The organism is Brevibacillus sp. MCWH, from assembly GCF_013096935.1.
In the GTDB taxonomy this organism is placed as follows: Bacteria; Bacillota; Bacilli; order Brevibacillales; family Brevibacillaceae; genus Brevibacillus; species Brevibacillus aydinogluensis.
In genome coordinates this window covers 1-12,591 of sequence record NZ_SDLF01000027.1, presented here as the reverse complement: position 1 = coordinate 12,591, position 12,591 = coordinate 1, and the positions used below count along the sequence as shown (strand labels likewise).

The window sequence follows — 12,591 nt, the reverse complement described above, 5'->3', positions numbered from 1 at the left end:
CCGTTTCCGTTTTTTAGTGTAGCCCAATCGCAGGATGAGGTCAATTGGAAAAGCGGCGGAACCACTATGGTCGGCTCTAACGCTCGCGTTCGGCGCGGCCCGTGCTCGCCCAACAGGGAAGCACAAACTGCACGCTCCGCATCGATTGCGGGGGATCGCCAAAGCCGCATCGCTACGCAGCCCATTTAGAGGTGGCGCTCCTTTTCTATGCTGGGCGTCAAGCGAGCGAGCGGGCCCGATCTCCCATGCACCTCGGACTTTGTCTGCATGCTGAGAGCCGACTTTGGTCGGCTCAGCTATGCCTTGACGGCAGAAGCGGTCGGCATCGGTGCGGACAAAGTCCCGGTGCCGTCACAGCCCGGACAGTTCTCAGTGCCGCCCAGCAGCAGTTGGAAATACCCCTGTCCCTTGCAGTACGGGCATTGTTCTTGTTCGCTTCTCATGGTGATCTCTCCTTTCCCATCCATTCGGGAAATAAATTGTATTTTCTGATTTTTTTGATGTGTCTTACTATAGCAGAGAATTCGCAGCCTCGACAACGGGAAAATCACTCGGAAAACAGAAAAAAACCGGGATGTAAGCGGCTGCATCCCGGTTTTTCTTGCTCATTCTCACAAATGCGTGAAGATGGATAGCGCGGGCGTGGCAGCGTGCACGTCTGCCCCGCATTTTACACTGCCCGCGTTTCTTCGCTCTTGTTTTCGCGCTACTCGTCGTCTGCGTCGAGCAGTCCGTTGTCGATCATGTAACGGAGGTTTTCCCTGTCCCGCTCCCGCCCTTTTTCTTTCAGACGCTCAATCGCGGGCAGGATCAGGATGTCGACTTCGCGCTGCACGTGCTTGGACAGATCGTAGCGGCCCTGTTCCTCCAGATAGGCGCCTACTTCCATCAGCGCGTTGTAGCGCTCCAGTTCATCCCTCGTCAGCAGTCCTCTGACCTGAACACTGGCGTGACGCATGGCTGCCTCTTACAACCGCACTTTTTTCATGGCCAGGCCGACTCCGCCGATCTTCCACAGGTAGCGGAGGTCGCTCGCCTTCTTCATCAGGGCGGCGGTGCTGCCGAACAGCTTTTTCGAACCGACCATTCCGATGCCTTCGCCTTTGCCGAGCGATGCGAGGGTACCCTGCAGCGCAGGAACGAACGGCTGCATCACTTCACCGCGAATCAGGGCCGCCAGGTTGTCGCCCAAGCATTCACCTTCCTGGACAGCGATCTGGGCGGTCGGCGGATAAGGACGACCCTCAGCGTTAAAGATCAGCGCGCAGTCGCCGACCACAAACACGTTTTCGTAACCCGGCGCGCGCAGGTACTCGTCAACCTTCACGCGGCCGCGCATAACTTCAAAGCCGGATTTCTCCACGATGCTGTTGCCGCGCACACCCGCCGCCCAGACGACGGTTTTCGACTTGATCTCTTCGCCGTTCGCCAGCAGGACGCCATTTTCGGTGCATTCCTTGATCGGCGTGCCGATCTTGAATTCGATGCCTTTGCGGCTCAGGACGTCCATCGCGTAGTTGACCAATTCCGGATCAAAGCCAGGCAGGGCGGTCGGTGCCGCTTCGATGCAGTAGATTTTGACCAGGTCCGGATCGACGTCAAACTCTTGGCACAACTCCGGAACGCGGTCGGCCAGCTCGCCGCAGAACTCGATGCCGGTGAAGCCTGCGCCGCCCACCACAAAGGTGAGGTAATCGGTGCGCTCCGGCTCGTTTTTGTACTTGGCGAACATGTACTCGATGTGCTCGCGGATCTGGCGCACAGCGTTGATGCTGCGGATGCTGAACGCGTGTTCTTTCAAGCCCTGGATGCCGAACGTTTCCGGTTCGCTGCCCAGACCAATCACCAGGTAGTCGTAGCTGAGCACTTCACCGCTTTCCAGGGTGACAGTTTGTTCTTCCGGCTGGATGGACTGAACGGTGCCTTTTACAAAGTTCACCTTGTTCATGTCGATGATCTGATCCAGGTTGACGCGGGCGTGGTCAGCAGAGGCGGTGCCAGCAGCCGGCTCGTGCAGCCAGGTGGTGATGTAGTGGTAATTGTGCTTGTTGACCAGCGTGATTTCCGCTTCGTTGTAATTCAGCTTTTTCTGCAGCTTCAGCGTGGTCAGCAGGCCTCCGTACCCGGCGCCGAGGATGAGAATTTTGGGTGTGCTCATGGTATCCCTTCCATTCGTGTGGTGATAGTCATTTCCTGGAAGTTTGTGCGAAATTTCACGTGATTGGATACTCTTAAGATGCCCTATGCGGCTGCTCCAGTATGAACGGAATAATTGCCCTGTCAGATCTGCTGCCCCAATCTGTGAAAAAATGCACAATCCAGGAAACAAAAAATTTTGTCAAATTCGTTACATTCACACTCATATTAAAAGGAGTCGACAAGATTTTCAAGTGATTTCTGACCTATCCCACTTTTTTCCCTTCTTTTTTTCGTTTACAGGTATGGTTATAATAGGAAAAGATGCTTTCAGAATATTTCGGAGGTGCTTGAGATTGAATCTTCTGCAAAAGGACGAGCAGGTGTATGACATTACCATTATCGGCGGCGGACCTGCCGGTTTGTTTACCGCATTTTACGGCGGGATGCGACAAGTTAGCGTGAAGATCATCGAAAGCATGCCGCAGCTTGGCGGACAGCTTTCTGCTCTGTACCCGGAGAAATACATATACGATGTGGCCGGGTTTCCGAAAGTGCTTGCCCAAGACCTGATCAACAATCTGAAAGAACAACTCTCCCGGTTTCAACCGACTGTCTGCCTGGAGGAAAAGGTGGAAAACGTCGAGAAGAAACCGAATGACATTTTTGAAATTACCACCGACAAAGGCATTCACTACTCGCGGGCGGTCATCATTACCGCCGGCGTGGGCGCGTTTGAGCCCCGCAAACTGGAACATCCTGACGCAGCCAAGTACGAAAATGCCAACCTGCACTATTTCGTCACCGATCTGAACTCCTTCAAGGGACAGCGCGTCGCAGTCGTCGGCGGCGGAGACTCCGCCGTGGACTGGGCGCTGATGCTCGAACCGATTGCCAAGGAAGTCACCCTCATCCACCGCCGCGACAAGTTCCGCGCTCACGAACACAGTGTCGAAATGCTGATGTCCTCCAGCGTCAAAGTCACCACGCCGTATGAAATCGCCGCCCTGCACGGCGACGAACGCATTGAACGGCTCACAATCGTCAACAACGTCACCAAGGAAGAACGCGAGCTGGAAGTGGACGCCGTCATCGTCAACTTTGGCTTCATCTCTTCGTTGGGACCGATCAAGAACTGGGGACTGGAACTGGAAAAGGGAGCCATCCTCGTCAACTCCCGCATGGAGACCAACATCCCGGGAATCTACGCGGCCGGCGACATCGCCACCTATCCGGGCAAGGTCAAACTGATCGCCGTCGGCTTCGGCGAAGCGCCTACCGCTGTAAACAACGCGGTCGCCTACATCAATCCGGATGCGAAACTGCAGCCCGGCCACTCCTCCAGCATGGACAATTTCAAATCGTAATCCATGGCCAAAAGCGCCCTGTCAGCTGTCATCTTCGGCTGGACAGGGCTTTTTTGTCATCCATCCTTCTGCGCGGGACGGCCTGTGCTGGCTGCGCCAGCCGGTCTGCATAGGGGATGCGGCCCCGGCGCACAGTAGGGAAAGAACCACACCACAAGAGAGGAGGGATTCAACTGGCCATGGGCCACCTCTGCCCTATCTGCAATGGCCTCGCGCCCTACCAGGAGACGTGCCCCCGCTGCGGCCGCCCGTTGGACGATGCCGGACGGCTGTATGACTACTACGGCGATTACAGCCCGTACCGGGAGATCGACGACGCCAAGCTGAGCAACGGCTTTCCCGATCGGCTCCACCACCACTGTCTGCATGTGGGCTGGTGTCCCGCCTGCCGGCAGGAGCATCTGTCGGTCATCGAGGAGTGGAGCGCTCAAGCGCTGCATGACCAGTCCCCCTAGACCTTTTTTAAGCGGTGCAGGTGAATCTCCTGGCGGTAAAGCAGACGCCACCATCCGTGTTGACCAACACGAACACGCAGACCCGTTCCACGAAAAAAGGACGCGCACCGGGACACGTCCTTTTTTTGGTTCCAATTGAACCGGAAAACGAACCGGAAAACCAGCCCGCTAGTTTTTCGTTTCTTCCAGCTTTTTGGCGAGGTGCTGGTTAACCGTTTTTACCTCGTCCAACAGCTTCGGCAGCACTTCCTTGATCTTCGCGGCGTCACCGGATTGGATCGCGGCGTCAAACGCCTCGTGGGTCTGTTTAAACTGCTCTCTCACGGTGCGCATGGCTTCCGCGTCTTTTGCATCGTGCTCGCCAAAGTTCTTGACGCGCCATTCCTTCAACTGCTGCTTCATCTGCTCGCGGGTGATTTGGCCATTTTTCACCTGCTCGTGCAGTTTTTCTTTCAGCGCTTTCCATTCTGCCCGCAACGTTTGTTTGTCTGCGTCCTTGCCGTTTTGCTCCCGCGATGCCTTCAGCTGTGTCATCAGGCGTTCCCGTTCGGCAAAAGCGGCTTTCCACTCGTCCACGCGGTCCGGTGTGTACTTCTCGGCCAGCAGGGTCAGGTACATCTGACGGTGCGCATTCAGGTGCAACCCGCAGCGCCATTTATGCTTGTAGTGTTCAAAGTGATGCTCGTGATGCTCGTGATCCCCGCCGACCTCTCCGCCGGGGATGAGCGTTGCCGCCGGCCGCGCCTGGATGTCGGCTGCGGATACGCCGGCCGGAATCGCCAGACCCGTCACGAGTGCTGTCGCCAACAAGTGTTTTTGCCAACGTTTCATCTTTCATCACTCCTTTTCGCGTACCGATCTGGTCGTAGTGCTTCCCGGCTGCGGGTGACAGCCTGCGCAAGCAGCGATTGGCTAGCGACTGTGGACAAGCGGCGCGAAATCATGGCTAAAGCGGCCGCAGCCCGTCCCTGTCCAACCCCAGCCTCTCCACCAATCCCATCTGTTGGAGATCGTTCCGGGTTTTCGGCGTACCCAGCCGGTAAATCATGCGGTAAATCTCGCGCAGGTTGTCGTCGTATTCGTCGTTGTCCCGATCCGGCATGTCGCTCCACAAGGTATGACCGTGCATCCACATCATGAAGTCCCCGTGCGCGCAGTGATTGAACAGGTCGCGCAGCATCCCCGCTTCCACCTCGGTCGCCTCGATCTCAAAGTCGTAGGTGGAATCGCCTTTGACGTCGCGGATCTCGGCCACGGTCGTACCCGACTGCAGCGTGATGTAATACCGTTTTCTTTCCAGGGCCATCAACTCCTTTGCATCAAACTCGGCCCTGCCGTAAGCGGAGCCTGTGGAGATTGCATGCACGCATTCCCTTTCTATCATGCGCGGGGCAGAGGGAAAATATGTATCTCGCAATCTAAAAAAATTGTAATTCTGCAGCATTTTTTGCCTTGACGCCGCACATGAAGACATCTTATACTGACCTCGTTGGTGATAATGATAATCGTTATCATAAATGCGTTATTCCCATTTTTTAAGGAGGCTCATCCATCATGAAGTTCCATTTGCTCAAACCACTTACCAGCACGACCTTGATTGCCGCGCTTCTCACAAGTGCAACACCCGTCCTCGCCGCTCCTGCCGATACGGATGCAGCCGAAACTGCTGCTGCGGCTCCGTCAGAAATTTCCAACCTCACACTTGAGCAGGCGATCGATAAGGCTATTTCCAGCAGCATGGACCTGAATCTGCTCAAACTTGACAGTGAATCCGCTTATTACACGACACTCCAGGCCCTTATGGGTACGAGAAACACAAAAGTCGAATCCGTCAGAACCTTGAGCAGTGCCAAATCAAAATTTGAGACGGAAGCCGACGCCATCAGGGATTACAAGGTCGCAGAATCCAACTGGAGGATAAAGGAAAACGATGCCCGCCTCAATGTACACAAGGCGTATTATGAGGTACTGGCAGCGAAAGAGAAGGCCGACCTGCAAAAGAAATACGCCGACGCGAAGTACGGTGACAACAGCGACGCTCAGAAAACACTCCGCGAACTGGAAGAAACGTATCGCGAGGCGCTTGCCAAACTGAACCAACTGATGAACGAAAAAAGCGACCAGGCGTGGAATCTGGCAGCCGTGGATTATTCCACCTTCCAACTGCTCCCGATCGAGGAATACAAAAAAATCGCCCATCAAAAGCGGCCCGATCTGGTGAAGGCGTCTGCTGAAGTCGCTTTTTACCAAGCCAAGGTAAACTACATCCGCGAGTACGCCGCCCTTAGCACATACCCGGGGCGCATTGCGCAAATTGAGCTGAAAAAGTACGAGCTGCTGCTGCAATCGGCCCAACGGAAAGCAGACGCGGAAATCACAGCCAACTACGAGAAAGTGGTTCAGGCGAAACAAGCCTTGGAGGAAAGCATCGCAAGCCAAAAAGCGGCAGAAGAACGCTACCGTCAAACCTACATGGACTACCTGAACAAAACAGCATCCGCATCTGAACTGGCCAATCGGAAAGAAAAATGGCTGGACAGCATTGCCGAACGCATCGATACCACACACCAATACAACGTTGCGGTAGCCACTTTGCAGCATTCCATCGGATTTTAAGTCAAACAAAAGCGTGGCGGTCAAGAACGTGTACACACGTTCCGTTCGCCACGCTTTTTCGTGCTGCTGCACTTCTATAGGTTTGTTTTCCGTATCGTTTATTTTACCACAAGTGTGGCCAGCATTTTGCCGTGATCGGGACCGCAGAGGACGTTGCAGAAGATTTTGTACTCGCCCGGCTTGTCGACGGTCAGCGTCTTGCTGCCCTCGTTCTGGATGTCCACGTCCAGCCCTTCAATGCCGATGCCATGGAACCCTTCGGTCGACTTGAAGTTAATCGTAAACGGTTCACCCGCTTTTACTTCAAATGTATCCTGATTGAACTTCCAGTTGCTCGCCTCAATGTTGATCGCCGTGCTGGCCTCCGCTGCCGCAGGTTGGCTGTTTCCTTGAGACGCTTCCTGTTTGTCGCCGCCGCAGCCTGCCAACATGACGGACAGGACTGCTGCCGAGATCATGAAACCCCACATTTTTTTCATAAGACACCCTTCTTTCATGCAATGTCTTTACGTTCTACAATTTCATTGTAACGAACGAAGCCAGTCCAGAATCTGCCAACCTGTGAACGAATCTTGACGAACCGGCGAACGATTGGTGAACGCCGACCAGCGGACGATGCCCTACCCGCGCTTCTGATCGCTGCCGTACTTCTCGCTGTCCCTGCGGGTGCTCCACCAGCTCAACGCTCGCTGTTGCAGTTCCTTGACAAACGCGTCTTTGCCGGCGACATACGCAGCAACATCGGCGGAACACCGCTCCGCCAAACGCAGTTTCAGGCCACGGTAGGCCGCCGCTTCCGCCGGATGGGCCGTCAGATACTCGCGAAACGCCAGAAGGCGGATCACCTCGCCGCTGCCCTGTTGAAAGACATGGACATGATGAGTCCGCTTGTCGCCACCTTTGCAGAAGTAACGCCGCCCAGGGATGCCGTTTTCGCCGCGCGCTTCGTAGCCCAATGACTCCATGCGGCTGCTGCGGGCATCCACGTTCTCGATTCGGTCCACCTCCACCAGGATGTCGATAATCGGTTTGGCCGCCATGCCTGGCACCGACGTACTGCCGATGTGATGAATATCCCGTACGGCACCGCCCAGGGCCTCCCTGATCTTCGCCGCTTCCTCCCGAAACAGCTCCGGCCAGCGGTCGTCGTACGCCACAACCTCCACGGTTCGCATCAAATCGCCTCCCGCTTCTCTTTCCTCTTCCCCTGCCCAAACTCCTTTTAGCGGGTAAACAGGGCACGATCCGCTATGTATCTCAACGGACAGCAAGGTCAAGATTCCCCGGCAAAAAGAGAAACCCTCGCGGCATCGCATGACCGTCATGCAATGCCCACGAGGGTAGCGTCCTCTCGTCTGGCGTCTTACTCGTCACACTTCTCCGGCTTGCCCTCGGCCAGCGCCGTTCGGAACGACGCGCCGCAGCCGCAGGAGGCGACCGCATTGGGGTTGTCGATGGAGAACCCGCCGCCCATCAGCGATTCCTTGTAGTCGATTCGCGTACCTTCAATGTATAGATAGCTGTCCTTGTCGACAACAATCTTGATGCCATCCTGTTCGAAGGTGTGGTCACCTTCCTTCATTTCCTGATCCCAGCCCATTCCATAGGTAAAGCCGCTGCAACCGCCCGGACGGACGCCTACGCGCAGGAACAGGTTGGGATTGTTTTCCGCAGCCAGCATCTCCTTTACCTTCCGACTGGCTTGTTCCGTCAATGTAATCATCTCGTTACCCTCCTTTACCGGCGGTTTCCATTCCATGCTTGCACCACGCAAACGCCGTGTTCCTGATAACAGGGTGCCGCTTTCTGCTTTCAGTATACAAAAGGAAGCCGCGTTTTCTCAAGGCTGCCCTGCACTTCGGGCGCCTGCCCCTTCCCCCTGCAACACGCAGCGAAACAAAAAAAGAGGGATGCCCCCCTTTATGCAAAATGCGCTTTGTTTTCCAACAAGAAAACGCGATACGGTTTTGACTTCTTCACTACCTTAGACAGACTATGATCCAATTGGTTTAGTTCGTTGTGAAGTTGATCAATCTGCTTACTGTATGCCAGAACATCAGGATGATCCAACCCAAACTCTAACCCCATTTTCACCATATCCTGTCGAAGGAGTTCGATTTTTTCTAGTACCATATCTCGCATTGCTGAAGCTCCTCCTCAAGATGGATAAGGCGTACAAGCCTTCGTTCCACTTCCATTTTACAGGAACCACAGCCATAAGGCAATCAAAATTTCCTTATATAACCAAGAATATGCAGGGTTTTTGGTGAAATTTGCAAAAATTTTACAGTACGTGCGTTGCTAAACTTCTGATATTGTTCCACCTTCCCAAGAGGTTTATAATATAGATGCTTTTGTGAACGATTGACGGATCTGCCCTGATCATTCGCATCAGGGCAACGGACCGGACGAAATCTGAGAAGGGAAGTGTTCGGATGGCGCTTGATACGTTAACCATCCAAGACCCAGCGCTGGCCGGTGTGTCGGAAAAAGTCATTCGCGGCGAGCGGCTTACACTGGAAGACGGCCTGACGCTGTTCAACTCAAACGATCTGCTGACCATCGGCCAACTGGCCAACCTGGTCAATCAGCGAAAAAACGGGAATAACGTCTATTTTATTCAAAACATGTACATCAACCCGACCAACGTTTGTGAGGCGCACTGCAGGTTCTGCGGTTTCCGTCGAGATCTCGGGGAAGACGGCGCATACACGATGAGCATGGACGAACTGCTCCACTACGTCGGCACGCGGTATCGCGAAGGCATCCGCGAGTTCCACATCGTCGGCGGCCACAATCCGCATGTGCCGTTTGACTATTACGTAGACACGATCCGCACCCTGAAAAAGGCGTACCCGCACGTGACGATCAAAGCGTATACCGGCGCAGAGATTGAATTCTTTTCCCGCCTCTCCGGCCTGTCCATCAAGGAAGTGCTGCAGGAACTGATGAAAGCGGGCCTGGAAACCCTGACCGGGGGCGGCGCGGAAATCCTGACGGAGCGGTACCGCATGAAGATGAGCCCGGAAAAGGCCAGCACGGACATGTACCTTGAAGTGCACCGCACGGCTCATCAGCTTGGCCTGAAGACCCACACCACGATGCTGTACGGCTCCATCGAGACGCTGGAGGAGCGCCTGATCCACATGATCCGCCTGCGCGAACTGCAGGACGAGACCAACGGCTTTTTGGTGTTCATCCCGCTGGCGGTGCAGCCGATCAAGGCAACGGCCGGCATCAAGCGGCGCAACTCGGCGATTGACGACCTGAAGACGATGGCCATCAGCCGCCTGATGATGGACAACTTCCAGCATATCAAGGCGTACTTTATCAACATCGGCACGCAGTTGACGCAGGTGTCCCTGACCATGGGCATGTCCGACGTGCACGGCACGCTGATCGAAGAGCGCATCAGCCACTCCGCCGGCGCGCTGACCCAACAAGCCCTCACCGTCGACGAACTGGTCTGGCTGATCAAGGGAGCCGGCAAACGCGCACTGGAACGGGACACGTTCTACAACGTCATCAAGGAACACTAAAAACCAGCCGCGCGGCACGACATGCCGTCATCCCTCACTGCAAGCTGACGCCTCTCTTACGGGCGTCAGCTTGTTTTGTATTGCCCCGCTTCGGATGGTCGTTCCGGAAGGTTCGCCAATCACGTTCAGGTTCGTCTGCATTCGAATTCAACAAAAAAGGGCACGCCGATCATTCAGCCGTGCCCTCTTCATCTCCCTGTCGCTAAAACGGGAATCCGTCATCCTCTTTGTCTTCCTGCAGCTTTTTTTTGATGGCCGCCAGCAGCTCCTCTGCGGTAGCCGCCTGGACCAGCTCGCCGTTCACCAGCGCAAACGGCTGCATGTAGCATTCGCCGCAATAGCCGAGGCAGCCGTACTCCAGCACGTCCACATCCAGCTCGGGATCGTGTTCCAGCGCCTCCATCACGTGCTTTGTATAGGAAGAGACGTTGCTCGCGCAAAATTCAACTAATGGCTTCATCTACTTTTTCACCTGCCGTCAACATGGACTGTTCTCGCCATCGAGGCCGTAAGACCCTTCCCCTATCATAGCAAACCAAGTCCTGTTGGCAACTGGTTTTCCCCTTGGCAGGTGCAGTTATCCGCGAATGGACGGGGAAAAAGATTCTGCTTGCAATTTGCGCAAAAGAGACTAACAATAGAATGGGTGCTGTAAAATAACGGACTGAAGAAAGGACTAGACCTTCTATGAAACGACTTGTGATCCTTGGCGGAGGGTACGGGGGTCTGCGGATTATCGAGCGGGTCCTGTCCCCGGATTTACCTAACAATGTCTTTGTGACACTTGTGGACCGGATGCCGTTTCACGGCTTGAAAACGGAGTATTATGCCCTCGCGGCGGGAACGGAACCGGAAAAAGCCGTGCGCGTCCCGTTTCCAAGCGATCCTCGTTTGACGATCAAATTCGGGGAGGTAACCGGCGTAAACATGGACGAGCGGATCGTCACATTCGCAAACGGCGACACCCTCGCCTACGACTGGCTGGTTATCGCGCTCGGATGTGAAGACCGTTATCATGATATCCCGGGAGCGGAACAATATACCCACTCGATTCAAACCATGAACGCGACCCGCAACACGTACACAGCCATCAACAACCTGGGCCCGTACGGTACAGTGACGATCATCGGCGGAGGGTTGAGCGGCGTAGAGCTGGCCTCCGAACTGCGGGAAAGCCGCCCGGACCTGAACATTCGCATTGTGGACCGCGGTCCGAGCATTCTCAGCCCGTTCCCGAAAAAACTGCAGCAGTACGCCTCCCAGTGGTTTATTGAACACGATGTGCAGTTGGTCTCCATGGCCAGCGTGACCCGCGTCGAGCCGGGGGTGGTCTACAACCACAACGAGCCGGTGGAAACCGACGTCACCGTCTGGACGGCCGGAATCCAGGCCAGCCGCATCGTGCGCGCTCTGCCGATCGAGAAGGACAACATCGGCCGTGCCAAGCTGAACCAGTATCACCAAATCCCCGAATATCCCAACGTGTACGTGGTGGGCGACTGTGCCAGCCTGCCCATCGCCCCGAGTGCCCAATCGGCGGAACTGCAGGGTGAACAAATCGCCATGATGCTGAAAAAGGACATCAAGGGCGAAGAATATCCCGCTTCCCTGCCGGACATCAAGCACAAGGGATTTCTCGGCTCGCTGGGCAAAAAGGAAGGCTTTGGCGTGATGGGCAAAGTCTCCCTGGTCGGCCAAATGCCCCGCGTGATGAAGAGCGGCGTGCTGTGGATGTACAAAAAGCATCTCGGATAATGCGCAGCAAGATGAACAAAAAGCATCTCGGATAATGCGCAGCAAGATGAACAAAAAGCCTTTCGGTATCTTGGTCAAGACCCCATTTTGTAGACACTTAAAAAACCCCCGGCCGTTAGGCCGCATGCTGACGCCTGTACTCGACTGGCGTCAGCTTATTTAATTTGATTTGCAAACGCTCTTCATTGTAAAAACGAATGTACTCCTCAATTCGTCTTTGCGCTTCATCCAGACTTCGAATATCATAAGGATAGAGAGCTTCTGCCTTTAAGTGCGAGAAGAAACTCTCCATAGGGGAATTGTCTAAACAATTGCCCCTTCGCGACATGCTGATTCGGGCGTCAACCTTTTGCAGCATGTCGTGGTATGCGTGGGACGTGTACTGGGAGCCTTGATCGCTGTGTACGATCAGTCCAGTCACGTCCTTATGCTTTTCAAATGCTTTCCGAAACGTCTCCAGGACAAGGGCATTGTCATTGTGTAAGCTCACATGGTGCGCCACGATTTCGTTGTGAAACAAGTCTTTAATCGCTGATAAGAAGATACGTTGATCTCCTACACGAAACTGGGTAACATCGGTGACCCACTTCTGGTTTTGTGAAGATCAACGTTAAAATCCCCAATATAATCGGTTGAAAATTCCCCACTTTCATCGCAAACTCTCTCCTTGGAGGAGAGAGGAATCATGATAAAGAATGGGGAGTTTTACATGATTCACGAAAT

The 12,591-nt window shown here is 54.6% G+C and carries 15 protein-coding genes and 1 pseudogene; 5 read left to right on the top strand and 11 right to left on the bottom strand.

Features of this window, described 5'->3' with window-relative positions; genetic code table 11:
- Nucleotides 1-296 precede the first annotated feature (296 nt).
- The 3 genes from ETC00_RS17795 to ETC00_RS17785 all read right to left on the bottom strand — a co-directional run bounded on the left by ETC00_RS17795 (nt 297) and on the right by ETC00_RS17785 (nt 2,158).
- Complete coding sequence (locus ETC00_RS17795; RefSeq protein ID WP_171567465.1) at nt 297-443, bottom strand: YuiA family protein; 147 nt, start codon at nt 441-443, stop codon at nt 297-299.
- Nucleotides 444-706: 263 nt separating this feature from the next.
- Nucleotides 707-958 carry a hypothetical protein gene (locus ETC00_RS17790; RefSeq protein WP_171567464.1) on the bottom strand — a complete coding sequence of 84 codons (252 nt, stop codon included), beginning with the start codon at nt 956-958 and terminating at the stop codon, nt 707-709.
- 9 nt (nt 959-967) lie between these two features.
- Nucleotides 968-2,158 carry an NAD(P)/FAD-dependent oxidoreductase gene (locus ETC00_RS17785; RefSeq protein WP_171567463.1) on the bottom strand — a complete coding sequence of 397 codons (1,191 nt, stop codon included), beginning with the start codon at nt 2,156-2,158 and terminating at the stop codon, nt 968-970.
- Nucleotides 2,159-2,492: 334 nt separating this feature from the next.
- Here ETC00_RS17785 and ETC00_RS17780 point away from each other — a divergent pair, with 334 nt between their 5' ends.
- Complete coding sequence (locus tag ETC00_RS17780) at nt 2,493-3,503, top strand: NAD(P)/FAD-dependent oxidoreductase (protein WP_171567462.1); 1,011 nt, start codon at nt 2,493-2,495, stop codon at nt 3,501-3,503.
- A gap of 179 nt (nt 3,504-3,682) precedes the next feature.
- Nucleotides 3,683-3,958: a hypothetical protein gene (locus ETC00_RS17775; RefSeq protein WP_171567461.1), complete on the top strand. Its 276-nt coding sequence runs from the start codon at nt 3,683-3,685 to the stop codon at nt 3,956-3,958.
- Nucleotides 3,959-4,126: 168 nt separating this feature from the next.
- Here the strand turns inward: ETC00_RS17775 and ETC00_RS17770 are convergent, their stop codons facing one another.
- Both ETC00_RS17770 and ETC00_RS17765 read right to left on the bottom strand, forming a co-directional pair.
- Entirely contained in the window at nt 4,127-4,789 is a 663-nt protein-coding gene (locus ETC00_RS17770; RefSeq protein WP_216369568.1) for a hypothetical protein, read from the bottom strand.
- 115 nt (nt 4,790-4,904) lie between these two features.
- Nucleotides 4,905-5,324 (bottom strand): hypothetical protein, encoded by a 420-nt coding sequence (locus ETC00_RS17765; protein ID WP_304415131.1) that lies wholly within the window; start codon nt 5,322-5,324, stop codon nt 4,905-4,907.
- A 188-nt stretch (nt 5,325-5,512) separates the two neighbouring features.
- Between ETC00_RS17765 and ETC00_RS17760 the strand changes: the two genes are divergently transcribed.
- Nucleotides 5,513-6,574 (top strand): TolC family protein, encoded by a 1,062-nt coding sequence (locus ETC00_RS17760; protein ID WP_171567460.1) that lies wholly within the window; start codon nt 5,513-5,515, stop codon nt 6,572-6,574.
- A gap of 98 nt (nt 6,575-6,672) precedes the next feature.
- On the opposite strand, the gene ETC00_RS17755 is transcribed toward ETC00_RS17760, so the two are convergent.
- The 4 genes from ETC00_RS17755 to ETC00_RS17740 form a co-directional block, all read right to left on the bottom strand.
- On the bottom strand, nt 6,673-7,053 hold the full coding sequence (locus tag ETC00_RS17755) for a cupredoxin domain-containing protein (RefSeq protein WP_171567459.1): 381 nt from the start codon (nt 7,051-7,053) through the stop codon (nt 6,673-6,675).
- A gap of 141 nt (nt 7,054-7,194) precedes the next feature.
- Nucleotides 7,195-7,749, bottom strand: a complete 555-nt coding sequence (locus ETC00_RS17750) for a GrpB family protein (protein ID WP_171567458.1) — start codon at nt 7,747-7,749, stop codon at nt 7,195-7,197.
- Nucleotides 7,750-7,937: 188 nt separating this feature from the next.
- Nucleotides 7,938-8,297 carry an iron-sulfur cluster insertion protein ErpA gene (gene erpA / locus ETC00_RS17745; protein ID WP_029098401.1) on the bottom strand — a complete coding sequence of 120 codons (360 nt, stop codon included), beginning with the start codon at nt 8,295-8,297 and terminating at the stop codon, nt 7,938-7,940.
- Nucleotides 8,298-8,494: 197 nt separating this feature from the next.
- A complete protein-coding gene (locus ETC00_RS17740) occupies nt 8,495-8,716 on the bottom strand; it encodes an aspartyl-phosphate phosphatase Spo0E family protein (RefSeq protein WP_171567457.1) in 222 nt (73 codons plus the stop codon).
- 293 nt (nt 8,717-9,009) lie between these two features.
- On the opposite strand from ETC00_RS17740, the gene mqnE reads away from it, so the two are divergent.
- On the top strand, nt 9,010-10,113 hold the full coding sequence (gene mqnE / locus ETC00_RS17735) for an aminofutalosine synthase MqnE (RefSeq protein ID WP_171567456.1): 1,104 nt from the start codon (nt 9,010-9,012) through the stop codon (nt 10,111-10,113).
- 202 nt (nt 10,114-10,315) lie between these two features.
- Here the strand turns inward: mqnE and ETC00_RS17730 are convergent, their stop codons facing one another.
- On the bottom strand, nt 10,316-10,573 hold the full coding sequence (locus ETC00_RS17730) for a DUF1450 domain-containing protein (protein ID WP_171567455.1): 258 nt from the start codon (nt 10,571-10,573) through the stop codon (nt 10,316-10,318).
- A gap of 227 nt (nt 10,574-10,800) precedes the next feature.
- Here ETC00_RS17730 and ETC00_RS17725 point away from each other — a divergent pair, with 227 nt between their 5' ends.
- Nucleotides 10,801-11,868 (top strand): NAD(P)/FAD-dependent oxidoreductase, encoded by a 1,068-nt coding sequence (locus ETC00_RS17725; protein WP_171567454.1) that lies wholly within the window; start codon nt 10,801-10,803, stop codon nt 11,866-11,868.
- A 115-nt stretch (nt 11,869-11,983) separates the two neighbouring features.
- Here the strand turns inward: ETC00_RS17725 and ETC00_RS17720 are convergent.
- A pseudogene (locus ETC00_RS17720) lies at nt 11,984-12,454 on the bottom strand (IS3 family transposase); the annotation flags it as partial.
- Nucleotides 12,455-12,591 lie beyond the last annotated feature (137 nt).